Origin of the sequence: Oxobacter pfennigii (genome assembly GCF_001317355.1) — a bacterium.
Classification (GTDB): domain Bacteria; phylum Bacillota; class Clostridia; order Clostridiales; family Oxobacteraceae; genus Oxobacter; species Oxobacter pfennigii.
This window is the reverse complement of record NZ_LKET01000032.1, coordinates 341,108-359,746: the sequence shown is the minus strand read 5'-3', so window position 1 is coordinate 359,746 and position 18,639 is coordinate 341,108. Positions and strand designations below refer to the sequence as shown.

11 protein-coding genes and 5 pseudogenes are annotated in these 18,639 nt (G+C 37.1%); 13 read left to right on the top strand and 3 right to left on the bottom strand.

Annotated features, from left to right (window positions below):
- Positions 1–28: 28 nt before the first annotated feature.
- On the top strand, positions 29–916 hold the full coding sequence (locus OXPF_RS11875; RefSeq protein WP_054875420.1) for a hypothetical protein: 888 nt from the start codon (positions 29–31) through the stop codon (positions 914–916).
- Positions 916–6,372 (top strand): DNRLRE domain-containing protein, encoded by a 5,457-nt coding sequence (locus tag OXPF_RS11870; protein ID WP_054875419.1) that lies wholly within the window; start codon positions 916–918, stop codon positions 6,370–6,372. The genes OXPF_RS11875 and OXPF_RS11870 overlap by 1 nt, the downstream gene beginning before the upstream one ends.
- A gap of 469 nt (positions 6,373–6,841) precedes the next feature.
- On the opposite strand, the pseudogene OXPF_RS21840 reads toward OXPF_RS11870, so the two are convergent.
- Positions 6,842–8,242, bottom strand: a pseudogene (locus tag OXPF_RS21840) (transposase).
- Positions 8,243–9,762: 1,520 nt separating this feature from the next.
- Between OXPF_RS21840 and OXPF_RS11855 the strand changes: the two are divergent.
- The 4 genes and pseudogenes from OXPF_RS11855 to OXPF_RS23650 all read left to right on the top strand — a co-directional run.
- Complete coding sequence (locus OXPF_RS11855; RefSeq protein ID WP_054875417.1) at positions 9,763–10,071, top strand: hypothetical protein; 309 nt, start codon at positions 9,763–9,765, stop codon at positions 10,069–10,071.
- Between the two features lie 788 nt (positions 10,072–10,859).
- Positions 10,860–11,045: a transposase gene (locus OXPF_RS11845; RefSeq protein ID WP_054875415.1), complete on the top strand. Its 186-nt coding sequence runs from the start codon at positions 10,860–10,862 to the stop codon at positions 11,043–11,045.
- Positions 11,042–11,194, top strand: coding sequence for a hypothetical protein (locus OXPF_RS22500; protein WP_160317211.1), 153 nt, complete (start codon positions 11,042–11,044; stop codon positions 11,192–11,194). Before OXPF_RS11845 ends, OXPF_RS22500 begins: the two co-directional genes overlap by 4 nt.
- 80 nt (positions 11,195–11,274) lie before the next feature.
- Positions 11,275–11,898 (top strand): annotated as a pseudogene (locus OXPF_RS23650) (RHS repeat-associated core domain-containing protein); the annotation flags it as partial.
- Here OXPF_RS23650 and OXPF_RS21830 read toward each other — a convergent pair.
- Positions 11,894–12,025 (bottom strand): annotated as a pseudogene (locus OXPF_RS21830) (transposase); the annotation flags it as partial. The pseudogenes OXPF_RS23650 and OXPF_RS21830 overlap by 5 nt on opposite strands.
- A 315-nt stretch (positions 12,026–12,340) precedes the next feature.
- On the opposite strand from OXPF_RS21830, the pseudogene OXPF_RS23115 reads away from it, so the two are divergent.
- Both OXPF_RS23115 and OXPF_RS11835 read left to right on the top strand, forming a co-directional pair.
- Positions 12,341–12,517 (top strand): annotated as a pseudogene (locus OXPF_RS23115) (IS3 family transposase); the annotation flags it as partial.
- A gap of 4 nt (positions 12,518–12,521) precedes the next feature.
- Positions 12,522–12,965 (top strand): annotated as a pseudogene (locus OXPF_RS11835) (reverse transcriptase domain-containing protein); the annotation flags it as partial.
- On the opposite strand, the gene OXPF_RS21825 reads toward OXPF_RS11835, so the two are convergent.
- Positions 12,883–13,149 carry a BRO-N domain-containing protein gene (locus tag OXPF_RS21825; protein WP_152967747.1) on the bottom strand — a complete coding sequence of 89 codons (267 nt, stop codon included), beginning with the start codon at positions 13,147–13,149 and terminating at the stop codon, positions 12,883–12,885. The pseudogene OXPF_RS11835 and the gene OXPF_RS21825 overlap by 83 nt on opposite strands.
- Positions 13,150–13,663: 514 nt before the next feature.
- Between OXPF_RS21825 and OXPF_RS11830 the strand changes: the two genes are divergently transcribed.
- The 5 genes from OXPF_RS11830 (at position 13,664) to OXPF_RS11810 (ending at position 18,564) form a co-directional block, all read left to right on the top strand.
- A complete protein-coding gene (locus tag OXPF_RS11830) occupies positions 13,664–14,764 on the top strand; it encodes a hypothetical protein (protein WP_054875412.1) in 1,101 nt (366 codons plus the stop codon).
- A 220-nt stretch (positions 14,765–14,984) separates the two neighbouring features.
- Positions 14,985–15,389, top strand: a complete 405-nt coding sequence (locus tag OXPF_RS11825; protein ID WP_054875411.1) for a NusG domain II-containing protein — start codon at positions 14,985–14,987, stop codon at positions 15,387–15,389.
- A 189-nt stretch (positions 15,390–15,578) separates the two neighbouring features.
- Positions 15,579–15,854 (top strand): metal-sensing transcriptional repressor, encoded by a 276-nt coding sequence (locus tag OXPF_RS11820; protein WP_423230582.1) that lies wholly within the window; start codon positions 15,579–15,581, stop codon positions 15,852–15,854.
- Positions 15,855–15,870: 16 nt separating this feature from the next.
- Positions 15,871–18,327: a heavy metal translocating P-type ATPase gene (locus OXPF_RS11815; protein WP_054875409.1), complete on the top strand. Its 2,457-nt coding sequence runs from the start codon at positions 15,871–15,873 to the stop codon at positions 18,325–18,327.
- Between the two features lie 24 nt (positions 18,328–18,351).
- Entirely contained in the window at positions 18,352–18,564 is a 213-nt protein-coding gene (locus OXPF_RS11810) for a heavy-metal-associated domain-containing protein (protein WP_054875408.1), read from the top strand.
- Positions 18,565–18,639: the final 75 nt, after the last annotated feature.

Genomic DNA, 18,639 nt, shown 5'->3' with positions numbered 1-18,639 from the left:
TTATTATTAAAAAAGGAGATGACAATCAATGTCTAAAGAAAACTTAAGAGTAAATGAGGATGCCAAGTATTATCGCCAAAAGAATCGGACACGTATTACGGAATTAAATGAAAAAAGAAACCAGCATGCAAAGTACTATCTTAATAATGACGGAACTATAACGGCAGAAATATCTGCAAATTCCAGGCACTATAAAGATAAAAACGGTAAATGGCAGGATATTTCAAATGAAATTGCTTCATCTTCTGACGAAAAAGGCTTCAATTTCAGCAACAAAGCAAACTCTTTCAAAACCGACTTTGCTAAAAACTCCGCTTCCGGGCAATTGGCTGCATTGAGGCTTGATAAAAATCAAAAAATTTCATGGAATATGGCTGATGTAAATTCAGTAGATGCAGTTAATGACACATTTTCAGTGACTTATCCGGAAATACTTTCAGATGTTGATTTGAAGTATGTCACTTTTTCCGATGGGCTTAAAGAAAATATTATACTGAAAAGTCCAGACGCCGCTAATTCTTATACATTCAATTTTATGTCAAATGGCCTGCTGCCTGAAAAACAGAATGACGGAAGCATTGCGCTGAAGGATGAAAATACAGGCGAGGCTGTGTTGGTAATACCTAAGCCATATATGTTTGACGGTAAAAATGAATCCAGCCAGGATATAAGCATGGAGATTGAAACGGGTAAAAACCCTGATGAATTCACTGTAACTGTGACGGCTGACCCCAATTGGTTAAAAGACCCTTCCCGCGCTTATCCTGTAACAGTTGATCCAACCATTACAACATATAATTGGTATACTCAGGTGGGAAGCAATGGAGTGGATACTTTTATTGCGGAGGGTACAAATTACAGTTATTATGTCAATGAATTATTGCGACAGGATATGAGACTGGCACATATAATTTAATGAGAACAAGGTCTCTGATAAGATTTGCGGATATCCCACAAGGAAATATAGTAACTGATGCGGTTTTATCAATATATAAGTATACTACTTCCAATGTAGCCACAGAAACATTGATTGCAAGGAGAATAACTTCTGCTTGGTCGGGAAATGTAACATGGGCAACACAGCCGACAGTAGATGAAACCTATGATGAAACACAGGCCGGCTTTGCCAATGTGGCAGGAAATCACACAGGCTGGGTTAATTTTAATGTGTGGTCGATAGTCAAAGGCTGGGTAAATGGGGACTTGCCTAATTATGGATTTATGATTCAACATAATAATGAATACAATCCGTTATTTTTCTATTACAGCAGCGAGAGTCCTACCGGATTCGGACCATTGCTGTCATTAACTTATATAACTGACGAGATTGGCCTGAACCCTTATTGGAGTTATGCAAATATTGAGGCCGGTGCAGTCAATACATTTAACGGCAACCTTGTATCCTCAGTTGCAGATTTTTCTTTGCCGGGCAGGGGTATGCCCATAAGTATAACCAGGACGTATAACAGCCGGGGCAATCTCAATGGAATTTTCGGTAACAAGTGGTTTTCAAACCTTGATATGCAGCTCGTAATGGAATCCTGGGGTGTTGTCCTTATAGATTCAGCAGGAACTGAACGTCCTTTCATGTTAAAGAGTGACGGATTAACTTATGCGGCGCCTAGCAGCTATCCCGTTCAGCTGTATAAAGAAACCAGCGGCGGAACCACAGTTTACAGGGTACAGGAAGCTTATTCGGAAAACAGCACATACCAAACAAAGCTGCCGTCATTAACATTTAACAGTAATGGGAAGCTTACGCAGTTAAATGACGGAAAAGGGAATACGACAACTATAACAAGAGTTTTACAAATCATTTTCATAACTGACCCTTCAGGGCGTTCGGCGACTCTTACATTGAACAGCAGCGGTTATGTGAATCAGATTATAACCTCGGCAGAACCCGGAAAAATAAAGGCTTCTTATGTTTACAATAATGGTTATCTTACAAGTGTCACTTACGATAACAGCCCATATACGGCAGCAACTGTTAATTATGAATGGAAAGACGGACGTTTAAGCTCATTGTCTGATAAAAACGGTAATAAGAAATATATAAACTATGACGGAAGCAATCAGGTAATAAGTATCGGGACTAAAAATATGCTTTCAAATCCCAGCCTCGAGGCCAGTGCTGACAATATAGCTCCGGACAACTGGATGACAGTGGTTAACAATGATAACGGAAGTGTAAAGATAGGCAGCATTGCCAAATACGGCAAGAACGGCCTTAATATAACAAGCGTTAATAAACCGGGAGCCGGAATGAGTTATCTTTATGCATATCAGGACGTATCTGTAAAACCCGGAACTGCATATAGTTTCTCAGCATATATAAAAACAAGCAATCTCGCCGGTAAAGCCTTCATCCAGGTTGAGCAGCTGGATGCAAGTGGAAACCATATCAGCTGGCTGGACACCAGAGGCACCAGCATTACCGGCACAAATTCAAACTGGGAGAATAGGGCAATTAATTTTACTGCAGCGTCTAATGCAGCAACTGCAAGGCTTTATCTTGAAACAGAACACGATGCTTCTCATTTTGGCGGAAGTGCATATTTTGACGGGGCTCAATTTGAACTTGGTTTAACTGCAGGTGACTTTGAAGGGCATACCGATTTCCGTTATGGGATGGATAACGGGGTTAAGTCATCCTGGGTAACAACTCCTGTGGGAGAACTGGTGCAATATAAGAGCTATAATTACGGTACACCTGCAGCAGTTATTGTTGACCCAAAAGAGCCGGGTAAAGATAAGTCAGAAATGACTTTGGACTGGGATGCATCTGACCGCTTAAGGAGCATTACAACCCCTGAGCAGGTAAAGGCTGTGTCCGGTAAAAAATATTCTTACCAATATGATGCAGTTGGAAATATGATTAAATCAACAGACCCCCTTGACAGGGAAACAAGCATGGACTATTATTTCAATCATCTTAAGGAATTGACTCAGGCCGATGGGAATAAGGTTCAGCATGTATGGGATCCTGTGAATCTTAACAGAGAAACCAGTACAAACCAGACACTTAACTCAAATGCCTACAGCTATGATTCGGAGAATTTAACATTGCAATCCAATCTGTTGGGCATTGCAGATAACCGGGTCTTAAACAGCAATTTTGAAAACTTAAGCGGTGACCAGCCTGTTGACTGGTCAGCCAATACACCTGCAGGTACTATAGCTAATAAGATAGAATATGACAACACAAAGGAAAGCAATGTCCTTCATATTAATCCCGGTTCAAACTATACCGCTTATCAAACTACCACAGAATATATTAATTTAACAACAAACGGGATTCCTGACTATTTTACAATAAGCGGAGATGTAAAAGCAGGACAATTAGGAAGTGCGGAAGGTCCTGCATTAAGAATAATATGGTATAGGGAAACTGTTGATGCAAACGGTGTGAGAACCTATACAGCACTGGGTGATTATAAAATTCCAAATATCAGAAGCACAGAATGGCAAAGATATACCGGCACGGTTGAATCTCCTCAACAGGCAACTCATGCCAGAGTACAGGCAGTTGTATATGGGGCAAACAATAACGGCTACTTTGACAATATCCAATTAGAGAAAAGCCAATTATCAAGAGGATATAATTTTATAGAAAACTCTTCCTTCGAAAGGGGAAATCTTAAGTGGGCATTAACGGGCAATGCCAGTATTGTAAATGCCCCCGGCGGTTATTCCGGTGATTATTACGCAAAGATAAGTCATTCAACAACAGGAAATTCCTACTTTGAGTCGCAGACTGTGATTCCTGTTAAGCATGGGGAAGTGTACACGCTGCTTGGATATATAGAGACCAGCGGAATTGTTGTGGATTCGGGAAATGGAGGAGCTTTTCTGTATGCAGATTACTATGACTCTTCCAATAATTATCTGGGTAATGACTCTACTGAATATATAAAGGAAACCTCGGGATGGACAAAGTATGCTCTTATACTGGAGCCTCCGGTAAACAGTGCCAGGGTAAAAATACTCCTAAGAATGTATAATGCCAAAGGAGATGCCTATTTTGATAATATACGATTAAGCCCGGGAAGGCTGGCAATAACAAATTCTTACGATGCAAACAAGAATTATATAACCAGCACTGTAGACCAGCTCAACAATGAGATAACTATACAGTCAAATCCCTATGGCCTGCCTGCAGAAATAACAGCCCCGGGCGGCGAAAGTATAAGTTATACTTATGACGGCCAGGGCCGCATGAGAACCGCAACTGACAATGCTAATAATACGGCAACCTATTCCCGGGATGCCAATGGTAATGTTACTAATGTTAAGCTTGAAGCAGGGGTTGAAACCTATAATAATACGACATTTACCTATGACGTCCATAATAATGTGAAAACCGAGGAGGATGCACTCAATAATACCACTTCTTTCTATTACGACGAAACCGGAAGATTGATTAAAACAGTTAATCCTAATAATTCAACAGCAGAAAGAAGCTACAACAGTTACGGAGATTTAGAAGAAGTTGATTTATCGACCGGACAGACTTATAATTATGAATATGATCTGGAAGGACGGCTGACAACTTCTGTAACTCCCGGCAGCTCAAATACAAATTACCAGTTTGATGAGGTCGGAAATTTAACAGGTCAGGTTCAAAAGGATGGGAACAATAATATATTGACGACCATCAGCGCTCCGGATACTGATATGTATTCCGAGCAAGACCAGCTCCTTGGCTTTAAAATGACGCATAAAAGCTACACATCTTATCCCATAGAATACAATTTCAGTTATACCAGGTCAGGATTGGTAAATTCAGTAACAGGGGATGGAAAAAATTTTGGATTTAACTTTGATGAAGGCAACAACCTGGTTGCAAGGCAAAATTCAAACAACACAAAAGATAAATTCACTTACAACGAATCAAATAAGGTTTCCGGAATTCAAACAGTTGACAACAACAATAATGTGAAATGGTCGAGTAGGTTTGAATACAACTCAGATGGAAGAATTACCGGAATAACAGGAAATGGTCCCGGAAATCCAAGCTCAAGCTATACGTACAATAACGGCACTGAGAAGCTTAACCGTTTGACAAATGCAGTAATTAACGATGGCTCAGCCCATACATTTAATTATTATTATGATGCGGCAGGAAATATTACTTCAATGAGCGTCGCAAACGGAAACGGAACAATAAGCACTGTGACTTTTAATTATGATGGCGATAACCGGATTACGGGGAATTCAGACTTTGCTTACGATAATAACGGGAACCTCATTAAGGCAAAATTAAAAGGAACGGTATACCAATATAGCTATGACGCTCTCAACCGTTTAACCCAAGTCAAAAACAGCAGCGGAACAGTTATAGCCTCTTACACCTATGACGGTGAAGGCAGGAGGCTGACAAAGACAGCCAATGGTGAGACAATAACCTACCATTATTTTGGAGGACAGCTTTTATATGAGACGTCAAGCAATTATGTTTCCGGAAACATACGTGCGCTGTATATAAGGACACCCCAGGGAAAACTCCTTGCAGTAAGTACTAATTATTCTATTGGGTCTACCATTAATAATTTTTACTATTATCACTACAACGGTCATGGAGATGTGACTGTTGTAACCGACAGTAGCGGTAATGTTTACAGGCAGTATGTTTATGACCCTTATGGGAATATTATAAGCGTTAAAGATGGCAGCGGCAATACAGTAGATATCAACAATGATACCGGATTTGAACATGCTTATACCTATGCAGGTTATAGGTATGATAAGGAAAGCGGATTATATTTCTTAAATTCCAGATATTATGCAGCAGGAATCGGAAGATTTTTAACGAAAGATATAATAGCAGGTGATTTAAGTAATCCAAAGAGCTTAAATAGATATGCATATGCTTATGGAGAACCGGCAAACTTAAAAGATACAAGCGGCTATGACCCTATTGCAGCCTATGTAAGTCATGAGCAGTGGATTGAATATAGTGGCTATAGCAAAAAAAGTGATAAGGGGCATGCATTTACTACCGGTAATGGAAAAGGTTATAGTGTTGCACCTGAAAAGTTAACTCCACAAATTGAGTATATAATAAAACATTATAATCTAGGAAATGCAGAAGAAATTGCGGAGAATAATCGGAATATGACTAAAATATTTATAACAGACTATATAAGTGAACTAGCTTCCGGTCTTATAAAATACTCAGTACTTGGAGGGGTTGTGTACAAAAACATATATATGAAAACAAAAAAACATTCAGTAGCTGGACAGAGTGCAATCAATACGATTTTAATAGAGCACAATATTAACTATTTTACAGATATACCTGATAGATTGTTGGGGCTTATCGATATGATACGTGAACGATTAGATAGATTATTTAATCAGGTAATGTAAATAATTTTGTGGGCAAATGAAAAAGTAAGCTCCTTTCTGGAAAAGCAGATATAAGCAGAAAGGAGCTTTTACATATACACCTATTTAAATATTCACCAGAATCTCTGATTCACACATAAAATTGAGCAGTCCTGGCAAATAATAGATTCAATTAAATACATATGAACCTTGCCTGGAAGGGGCAATGTCCTTTTCTACACATAAATTAACCTCTTTTAATTAATCTTATATATTAGCCTATATATAGGTAATTGCGAAACTAATTGATTTTATTGAACAGAGAATACCTGATAAAGAAAAAGAAGAGTTTTAAAAATCTAACAAGGTGCATTTTCTCAAATACACAGACCAATATAGAAAAAGGGTGCAAAAATAAAGAAGTTTAAAGAAGGAAGTATGAATATAGACAATATCTATGCAATAAGCGGTTTTAAACTTCTAATGTATTGGTGCTTATTTATCTTATCAGCTACAACAACAGTGATAAGCTGTGAAATGCCTGCAAGAAACAAATCGGCATGAAGGGTTTTTTCGTTTTGAGTCCTACGACCTGCAATATAGTAACTATCTTTGAAATAGCTGATATCCTTTTCAACAGAGGCCCGTATTTTATATGTATCGTTCCATTCCTTTGTACACCGGGCAGTCCCTGGGTAAGCCCGGAGATTCTTTTCAGGATAGATATAAAACATGCGTCCGCAGGAGGAAGTGGTGCAGGGATTTTCACAGAAACAAACCCGTTTACTGGAGTGATTTTCTTTATTCCAAACCCATTTCATCTTGGGACAGACAAATTTCATTGTTGGGAGACCACAACGCAGATGAGTTTTGCTCCCTTCACGATTCATGGGAAGAGAGTGGTCATGAGGGCAGCAGGGAATACCGTCTTCATTTAAAGGGCAGTCAGCATCTTGCAAAGAGAGTTTGTTCTTTAAAGGAATATAAGCAGTTTGAAACTTTAAATCATGAAATAAGTCATGATAAATCTGAATGATATCGAAAGCGGCATCACCTATGAATACCCTAGAGTTAATCAGAGGATGTTTGGCGAAGAAATCCTTAAGAACGGGTATGAGAACCTTTGAATCTGCAAGTGATTTATCTTCATTAGGAGAATCGGATTTTTTCTCGGCTATGATATCGACATGAGATTCAAGAAACTTCTTAATTGTAGAAGGAAATATTCTTTACAATGCCAAGACCGTTGGTTATAATACCAAATTTAAAGGAATAGCAGAAATGCCCATTGATATACATTTGCTGAATGGCTGGATTAGAAGCAGCATGGGAGGGCATAGAGGCGTAGGCGCCTTATAAGGGTCATAGGAATCGTCAATCTCCTTAGCCTTTTTAAAGGATTTCAGTTGTTTGATAATACGGTTTATGTATTTAGGGTTATTCTCGGTAACAAAACCTTCATACCAGAGGTATCAAATATGGTCATTTCAGCAAGTTTGGGATCGATCTGTTGGCATATCGGTTCGGTAATATCTACTAAGGATTCGAACATGGATTGTAAGTCCAAAAGGAAATCCTACTTAAAGCGGGTGAACTTAGAAGCATCAGGAACTTTAGTAAACCCGCAGAAATCCCTTAATTCTTTAGAGTATTGAAGAAAAATGATTAACAGGGAATCTGTAGGTATGGAAAAAATACGTTGCAAAATCAGTGCCCAAAGCATAGCGTAAAGCTGAAATTTCCGTGGCCTACCAGTAGAAGCGTAAAAGTGGTTTTTGAAAGAAGCGGGAACCAACTCGTCAAGATTGATGTTATCCTCAAGCAGGGAAAGGAACTGATATTTATCATTTTCAAATTTTTCTTTGCAATCAGAAAAAATATCTGCCAAAGAAAGCTGTTTATATGGTAACATATGTATATAACTCCTTTCTGAGGTAGTGGTGAATTTGTTTTTCTACAATTCAATTTTACCATAAATCAGTGAGGAGTTGTTTTATTTTGTAACGAAAAAGTCATGTAATTATGCGGGTTCCAGCGTTTCGCAAACGCCTAATTAGCCTATATATAGTGAAAGGAGTACACGTGTGGAATTTTTATTATATTTCTTCACTTGGTTTATTATTCAATCAAGCATTGTGATTATGATGTTTTATTATAGTTATATAAAATATCCTGATGAAAATGAGTCTTTCACAGGCAGTATTATATTAGCTCTTTGTGCAGCTTTTATCTCAACTTTATTGTATGTATTTATCAAGTGATAAAAATTTGATCCAACATGGAAACCCGAAGATTAAAATATCCCAGCAGCCGGAGCTACTTTAAGAAGTTGAAAAATAATTTTAATTAGATCTGTTGTAAAATCAAACTCATATTGTTGGTTTTACAACTTCTTTTTTATATTCAGCAGAAACTCGAGCTTCTTTATGCAGAGTACTATGACTCTTCCAAAAGTAATGAAAATCAGGATTTTGCAATTGTTGAAACAATAAGTTCGAATATATATTTATCAAGCAAGTAAAAATTGTATGAACAATTGCAAAATCCAATACTTAATATAGAGGGGTTGGGAATGAAAAAATTCATTAAAGTTAAATATCAATACATTTATTATTACCTTTAACTTTTGGTGGCATATGCGTTTTTGCTTTAATAAATTATACCATATGGAAAGAACATAAAAAGGCAATGATGATTGTGTTAAAAGGTTCTTTGAGTGGATTAGTTTATTTATTATTTACTACTTATGTCTCTGAAATCTTTAGACTATCTTATGTTGTTAAGACAACATTTGAGTTTATTTGTTTTCACATAGTAAGTATAATATCCGAGATATACTTTATCAAAGAACAGGAAAAATATTTGTCTAGTATGGAAAATAACGAAAAAAGAATATGATACCTTTTAAAAGGATTATAATTGCTTAAATTTATGCAACTTATTTGCAATAAAGAGGAAGTGATGAAATGGAATTATTAATTAAGCAAAAAAAAAATAAAATTTAATTATGAATATAATATTTATCAAGATTATAGGCTCTCCTATATAGCTAAAGCAAACAGAACCATACTGCCTCAATTGAGGGTTATTAAATTATTTGATAATGACAACAATGAAGTTGCATCTTTGAGGGAGGATGATTGGGTTAAATTTTTTTTAGGGTATATACCTATAGCCTTAATAGATATGCATATGCTCACGGGGAACCGGCAAACTTAAAAGATACAAGCGGCTATGACCCTATTGCAGCTTATGTTAGTCATGAACAGTGGATAGAATTTTCAGGTTATGGGGTAAGCGCATTAACTAAAGATGATATTTTAATTACATTATATTCATCTTTGGGTGCTCTCGTTGATGGAGAAATTATAGGTGAATTAGCCAGTAAAGTAACTGAACACAGATTTGTTATACCTGATAGTGCAGGGGGGGGTGCTTCCTCAACTTCTTGGTGATATCCACAAATATCCTGGACTGAATGCAGTATATAAATATGGAGGAGGTTTGGTAGGTTTGGCTTTTTGGGGATATGGGGTATATGATAATTATAAAAACTATCAAGATCCTTTTGAAAGGACATTGATTGATGTAGGTGTATTATTCATAGGGGCGTTTCTAGGAGTTTCCGTTGGTACAGCAACAGCAACAGCAACAGCATTAGCTACTACAGTAGGTCTCGGTATAGTTATATCGTTGGGTGGCTCAGTCATTAAAAATGTATATTATGGTAAAAAAATATAACTAAAAAGTGAGTTGAAAAAAATAAGAAGAGATCCTAATAAAACAACAAAAAAAACAATTTTATGGCTTATTGCATATATCTTTGCCTTTCAATATTTGCCATCAAAAGTTCAGATAATTTCTGTACTCTGTATTTTCATATACTATATATGGCATTTTATTAAAGACATAAAAGGGGGGGGGACTCAAACTCCTTTATACATTTCGATTATTGGATTTCCAATTATAACTTCTATTTTAATATATCTTATCGGGAGAGATTACTTTAAATGGAATAACAATATTCAATTAAAATTCACATTACTTTGGTGTATTCTAGTGCTGTACGCCTTGGTAGCAGGGATCGTTCGCACATATAAAAATGGTGAAAAAAGTAAAGCCATAATGGGAATTGCTGTTCTTTGCTTTATTATATTTTTGATTCTTATAATTTATATATCGGGATTGCAAAAGGGCATATTTTAATCTTAAATTTTATGCAAATAGTATCTTTTGTTTGTGTTCACTTTATATGGTTCAGAAGCTTATTCGGAAAACAGAACTTATGAAACAAAACTGTTGTCATTAACCTTTGACAGTAATGGCAAGCTTAACTTTTATTTGTTTTCTTTGAAAAATGAAGAATATTCATTGTAAAATGCGGGCATAGCCAAGAAAAAATAATTTTAATTAGGTCGTTGCAAAACCAAACTTATATTGTTGGTTTTGCAACTGCTTTTTTTGTACTGCGGTGAAAAACCGTCACTAAAAAATATGTTACCATATGCATGGGAAGAAGGGAGAAATCTATGCCTAGTAACAATTCAAAATATACAGAAGAAATGAGAGAACAGACAGCGAAATTTATACTTGAAACAGGGAAATCAGCAACCAGCTTCGCAGAAGAAATGGGAATTGACATAAATACAGTATGCCGATGGGTAAGAGATTATCGCCGCATAAAATGCCTTCTTATGCTGAATCAAAAGGGATGAAAGCTAAAAGTCCAATCTCTGAGCATGAATTGATACAGCGGGACAGAGAACTAGGAAAGGAACCCAGAAAGAAAGACAAGCTATTATCTGAAGAAAAAGAAAAGGTTGAAATCCTAAAAAAATCCCTGCACATCAAAGGATGGAAGTAATAATATTATTGCTTCCTACACCTATGACGGTGCGACACGTTCCTAACTGAAAAGGTTAGGCATATGTTTACGACCCTTATGGGAATATTATTAATGTCAAGGATGGCAGCGGCAATACAGTAGATATCAACAATGATACCGGATTTGAGCATGCACATACCTATGCAGGTTATAGGTATGATAAGGAAACCGAGTTATATTTCTTAAATTCCAGATATTATGCAGCAGGAATCGGAAGGTTTTTAACGAAAGATATAATAGCAGGTGATTTAAGTAATCCAAAGAGCTTAAATAGATATGCATATGCTTATGGAGAACCGGCAAACTTAAAAGATACAAGCGGCTATGACCCTATTGCAGCCTATGTAAGTCATGAACAGTGGATAGAGTTTTCGGGTTATGAGGTTAGTAAAGCGAATACACATGAAGTGGTACCAGATAGCAAAAGTTTGACTCAAGAAATTGGTGAAAACCTTCTGGCCACAGTTGCTGATTCTGTAATTTCTTCTGTTGTTAAGGATATAGTGCCAGCTACAATAACTATTGGTGTAAATAGGGCTTCAAGACGTCATGGTGGATTTTTTAATATACCTGCGCCATTAGAGTATAGATTAGTCAGAGGTATTGCGGAAGCCGGAATAATTGGCATAAGCATGTCAACTATAGGAGTAGTAGGTAATTTTAATAAAGGAAATCCTACTTAAAGCGGGTGAACTTAGAAGCATCAGGAACTTTAGTAAACCCGCAGAAATCCCTTAATTCTTTAGAGTATTGAAAAAAAATGATTAACAGGGAATCTGTAGGTATGGAAAAAATACGTTGCAAAATCAAACGCCTATTAACCTATATGCAGTGAAAGGAGTACACATGTGGAATTTTTATTATATTTTTTCATTTGGTTTATTATTCAATCAAGTATTTTGATTTTAGGTTTTTATTATAATTATATAACATCACCACAAGAAGAAGGGTCTTTTACACGTAAGGTTATATTGGCTCTTTGTGCAGGTTTTATCTCAACTTTATTGTATGTATTTATCAAGTGATAAAAATTTGAACCAACATGGAAAACCGAAGATTAAAATATCCCAGCAGCCGGAGCTGATGTGAGAAGTTGAAAAATAATTTTAATTAGATCTGTTGTATATAAAACGCCAGACCTCTCTGCTGTCAGTGAACCGAAGTAGTGTATATCGTCGTAAAGCTCCCAAAAATATGACAGTATCTAATGAGGTTTTATTCATCATGCGTAGAATAGATGAAATTCATACTGCGCACCCAACCTGGGGATATCGAACAATTACTGATATTATCCGCAGAGATGATAAAATTCAGAATACTGGGCATACCCACATTAGAAGACAGGCTTCTTCAGCAATGCACAAAGCAAGTCTTAGAACCTATCTGTGAAGCCAGGTTCTATAAACACAGCTATGGATTCAGGCCCAATAGAAGCATGGAACACGCTCTTGCCAGGGCAATCTCACTTATCAACTCCAACAAACTCCATTATGCGATTGATATTGATGTAAAAGGTTTCTTTGATAACGTAGACCATGGAAAACTACTAAAACAGATGTGGTCTATGGGAATAAGAGATAAGAAGCTGCTATCTGTAATATCCAAAATTCTAAAAGCCAGAATTGAAGGTATAGGTGTGCCGGAAAAAGGTACTCCCCAGGGAGGCATCATTTCGCCAATACTATCAAACATAGTGCTGAATGAATTAGACTGGTGGATATACAGCCAATGGGAAGGAATGAAAACAAGACCCCGCCGGGGGTAGTCATTTGCGTATACCCCTTTTCATCTTCATCGAGATACTGCATGGCACGATTTCTATTGGCTTCTCCAAATACATCGCACACATATTTTGCCACCCACCAAGTTTCTCCGTTTCTTTGAATGGTACGTACTTTCTTGCCTTCGTAGTTGAAAGTAGTTAATTCATTCATATAAACCTCCCTAATACAGTTATAGGGCAATAAGAAATCACCCTTGGATATAAGCCAAAAAAGGGGGGGACTCGAACCCTTATCATGCTCAAGGATAATTACCCAAGGCAGTTGGCTTGGCGAAATATGTTATTTTATATAATACCTTATATTTATAATAATTAATAACCCATTTTTTTTTGCAAATATATACAATATGCTCATGGTTTTTCATAGCATCTCATTTGATTCTGCATATTTCACTCCTTTAACTTCTAAAGGATGTTCTGCTAAAAGCAATCCTATTGCAATAAAAGAACGTCCTGAACAGGCAAAGAGGCAGCCCGCACAGGACGAGATAAAGGGCGTATTAATTCACATCTATATTTATGGGCTCTGCAAGCTGGTTCATATCATTGAATGTATCCCATACGGAAAGTTTATTTACAGCTAATTAAGGATAAATGAAATATTTCAGCACAATCAATAATATAAATTTACTGTACACATGTGTTAAACGAAGGGGGATATATCTTTGTGGTATAGAAGATTTAAATATGGTACATTGATGCTGTCATTTTTATTGATTGTTATGCTATCCAAGGGAATAAAACAGGAATTTGAGCCTCAGGCAGTCATGAGCTCCTATGGTAATGACAGCATTGTTGATGTACTGTCCCATTCAATAAAACAAGTTTATTCCATTGAATATAAACAAACTGTAAAAACCATGGCGCTGGGAAATAAGACATCTTCCATGGAAATGCATTATTATTACATAAGGCCTTACTACCTAAGGTGTGAAACATCATATTCCGGAAGCACTAATATTGATATATACACACCTGAAGGAGTATATGAGTATCTGCCCCAATCAAAGTCTGCATATTACAGGGAGAAGTGGAAGGATGATGCGCCCATTTACTTTCAACTGGAGGAAAAGCTTCAGGATATGGAAGTCAGCGGAAAATATCAGACTTTTAAAAAAGATGAGTTTAGAGGTCAGCCTGTCGAAATAATTAGATGCATTGACGACGATAACGGGGAGATATATGAGCATCGTATGTGGCTTGCAGAGATAAACGGATTGAGGCTCCCCCTGAAGGAAGAATTTTTGGCTGACGGGGAAATGAATTCTATCTGTGAATATGAATATATTACCGTAAACAAGAATATAGATATGTCTCTTTTTGCATTAAAGGATAATGAGAATATAAAAATATATAACATGGAGGGAATCCCCAAGCTTGTTAGTGACGAAAAGGAAGCAGAGAAATATGTAAAGTTTAACGTTCTTATTCCCAAGACTATCCCAAAGGATTTTTCATTAAGCGATATATATATTATTCCCCCGGCTAAAGCGCCTTCCGTCTTGATATCCTATATCAAAGATGATGATACAATAAATTTCATACAGAAAAAGACACAGGACAAGGAATTAGCTATACAGGAAGGGGAAAATGTCCAGATGGCGGAAGGGCAAAAGTTTGCAGTAAAAAAATATACCGAAGCTTATGCCGAAATCAGATGGATAAAGAACGGAATTGAGTATGAAGTAAGCGGGAGCTTTGAGGTAGAGGCAGAGATTATAAAGCTGATACAGAGCATTTCGGGAATATGGATATCAATAAAATAATAGAGCTTTCCGTTTATGTAACGCGATATAAAATTACTGGTTTTGATCCCGGTGAAGTTTTATGAAGTATTGACTGTTTTATTTTATATGAGAAAAAAAGTATGAAGAAATGTATTCTTCATACTTTTTTCATATTTTTTGTATATTATATATTTATCCATGAGGAGTAAATATATAGTTGCCAAGTTCTGCTATTTTACTATCAGAAAGAGGATTGACAATGAAAAGATGGCCAGGCATGAGAAGTGGAGATAAGATATTAATTGCATTTTTAGTTATATGTATTATCGGAGGATACATAGTCAATAGGTTTATTAATGTTGAATCGAATAAAAAGAATGTAGTCATTAAAGTTGATGATAATGTGATAAAGACATTAACTGTTAATGAAAAAACGGATAATAAAATTTATGACTTCCAGTTTAAAAATAATACCGGGTATATCGAATTAAAGGATGGAAAAGTCAGAATGCTGGAGATGATTAAAGACATATGCCCTGAGGGCGTATGTTCAGATACAGGATGGATTAGTAAGAAATATGAGACTATTGTCTGTCTGCCTAACAAAATAATCATATTTATTGAACAAAATAAGGAAGGAGATGTTGATGCAGTAGCATATTAGGGAAGGAAAATAATAAGGAACGATAAGGATGCTCCGAAAAGATGCAAAAATTCTGGAATTAAATTTAAGTTATAATATTGCAAAAGAAAAAATAAAGTGGTAATATTAAATCACACCCCCTATGGGGGAGGGGTAAAGAGTATTTTTTAATGCATATTACAGATAATAATGTCGAGAGGAGGGGTATTATTGACAAGCCATAAAGAAGATTCCGAAATAATGAATGCCCTTAAAACAGCCAGGGGACAGCTGGATGGTATATTGAAAATGATTGATGAAGAAAGATACTGTATCGATATATCAAAGCAGATATTGGCGGTTCAATCCCTTTTAAAAAAGGCAAATATAAAAATACTTAAGAATCATATAAACTCCTGTGTGGTTCATGCAGTTATGGTAGGAGAAGGACAAGAAAAAATAGATGAGATAATGTATATACTGGAAAAATATATAGATAAAGCTTGAAAGGGGGATATTAGTAATGAAGATTCAGTATTTAGATATAACGGGGATGACCTGTGCGGCTTGTGCCAAAGCCGTGGAACGTGCCAGCAAAAAGCTTGAGGGAGTAAATGATGCTTCTGTCAATATTGCCACTGAAAAATTAGCTGTTGAATATGACGAAAATAAAGTAGATTTGACAGATATAATAAAAGCTATAGAAAAAGCAGGATATGGCGCATTAGAAAAGAAGGATACAAAATCCGTTACAATACCTATAGGAGGAATGACCTGTGCAGCTTGTGCCAAGGCTGTTGAGAGGGCAGCCGGAAAGGTTGAAGGAGTAATATCTGCATCAGTTAATTTTGCGACGGAAAGGCTAACTGTTGAATATGACCCTGGCAAAACCAGGATTTCCGAGATTAAAGCCGCCGTTAAAAAGGCAGGTTATGAACCTCTTGAAATAGAAACGGGACAGGCAGTTGATCAGGATAGGGAACGCAAGGAAAAGGAAATAAAAACACTGCTTATAAAATTTATTATATCGGCTGTATTTACAGTTCCCCTTTTGGTTATTGCCATGGGCCATATGCTGGGACTGCATCTGCCGGGAATACTTGACCCAATGGAAAGTCCCAGAAGCTTTGCAGTGATTCAGCTAGTTCTTACAGTTCCTATATTGGCTGCAGGCAACCGGTTTTACAGGGTGGGCTTTAAGTCTCTTATAAAAAGAAGCCCTAATATGGACTCGTTAATAGCATTAGGTACATCAGCTGCAGTTATTTATGGTATATATTCCATAGTTCAGATATTTAACGGAAATATAGATTATGCTTATGAGCTTTATTTTGAGTCTGCCGGTGTAATTGTAACATTGATACTTTTGGGAAAATACTTGGAATCTGTCACGAAAGGAAAGACATCGGAAGCCATAAAGAAGCTTATGGGCCTGGCGCCAAAGACAGCTACGGTTATACAGGATGATAAAGAAATCGAAATTCCCATAGATGAAGTGGAAGCTGGAGATATTATAGTAGTTAAGCCGGGAGAGAAGATACCTGTTGACGGTGAGGTTATAGAAGGGCTTACATCCGTTGATGAATCCATGTTGACAGGAGAGAGCATACCAATAGAGAAAAAGCAGGGAGATAAGGTAATAGGAGCAAGTATAAATAAAAACGGCTCCATAAGATTTAAGGCGACAAAGGTAGGAAAGGATACGGCTTTATCCCAGATAATAAAGCTGGTTGAGGATGCCCAGGGTTCCAAAGCCCCCATAGCTAAGATGGCAGATATCATTTCGGGTTATTTTGTTCCCATTGTTATGAGCATAGCCATAATTGCAGGCCTGGCATGGTATATATCCGGAGAATCAGAAGTATTCGCACTTACAATATTTATTTCCATACTGGTTATAGCTTGCCCCTGTGCCCTTGGCCTTGCTACACCGACGGCGATAATGGTAGGCACAGGAAAAGGAGCAGAATACGGTGTTTTGATAAAGGGCGGAGAAGCCTTGGAAACCGCTCATAAAATAAAGACCATAGTCTTTGACAAGACAGGTACAATAACTGAAGGAAAACCAAAGGTAACGGATATAATAACAGCAGGAGGCATAAATGAAGAAAGGCTTTTAGCCCTTGCTGCTTCAGCTGAGAGAGGTTCTGAGCATCCTTTAGGCGAAGCCATTGTAAAAGGGGCAGAAGAAAAAGGCCTTGAATTTTTAAAGGTTGAGAGCTTTAAAGCCATCCCGGGACATGGAATAGAGGTTGTAATCGAAGGAAGCACAGTACTTTTGGGAAACAAGAAATTGATGATTGAAAGAAATATAGATATAACGGAAATGGAAGGGACTTCAGACAAGCTTGCAGAAGAAGGGAAAACCCCCATGTATGTATCAAGGCATGAAAAATTGGCAGGTATTGTGGCTGTAGCCGATGTTATGAAGGAGAGCAGTAAAAAAGCCATTGAAAAGCTGCATTCAATGGGCATTGAGGTTGCTATGATAACAGGAGACAACAGAAGAACTGCAGAAGCTATTGCAAAGCAGGTAGGAATAGACAGAGTTCTTGCAGAAGTTCTTCCTCAGGATAAGGCAAATGAAGTTAAAAAGCTTCAGTCAGAAGGTAAAAAAGTTGCCATGGTTGGTGACGGTATCAACGATGCCCCTGCTCTGGCACAGGCAGATATAGGCATAGCCATAGGCTCTGGCACCGATGTAGCCATGGAATCTGCCGATATAGTCCTGATGAGAAGCGATCTTATGGATGTGCCCACCGCCATACAGTTAAGCAAGAACACCATACGCAATATAAAGCAAAACCTGTTCTGGGCCTTTGCATATAATTCTGCCGGCATACCCGTGGCAGCAGGAGTGCTCCACTTATTTGGAGGCCCTTTGATGAATCCCATGATTGCTGCGGCAGCCATGAGCTTCAGCTCAGTTTCAGTATTGTTAAATGCTTTAAGGTTGAAGGGGTTCAAACCCTTAAAATAAAATATTTTCAGGAGGTATAATAATATGAAAAAGAAATTATTAGTAGAAGGAATGTCCTGCATGCACTGCGTTAATCATGTAAAAAATGCTTTGAGTGAAATTAGCGGCGTAACGGATGTAAAAGTGGACTTAGAAGGCAAAAACGCCGTAGTTGAGTTTGATAATGTAGATGATGAAAAATTTAAAGCCGCAGTGGCTGACGCAGGATATGAAGTTGTAGGTATTGAAAGTCTCTAAAAAATACATTTTGGCCTAATAAAAAGTTGTTCTATGGAACAACTTTTTATTTTCATCAATATAATAGATATATGA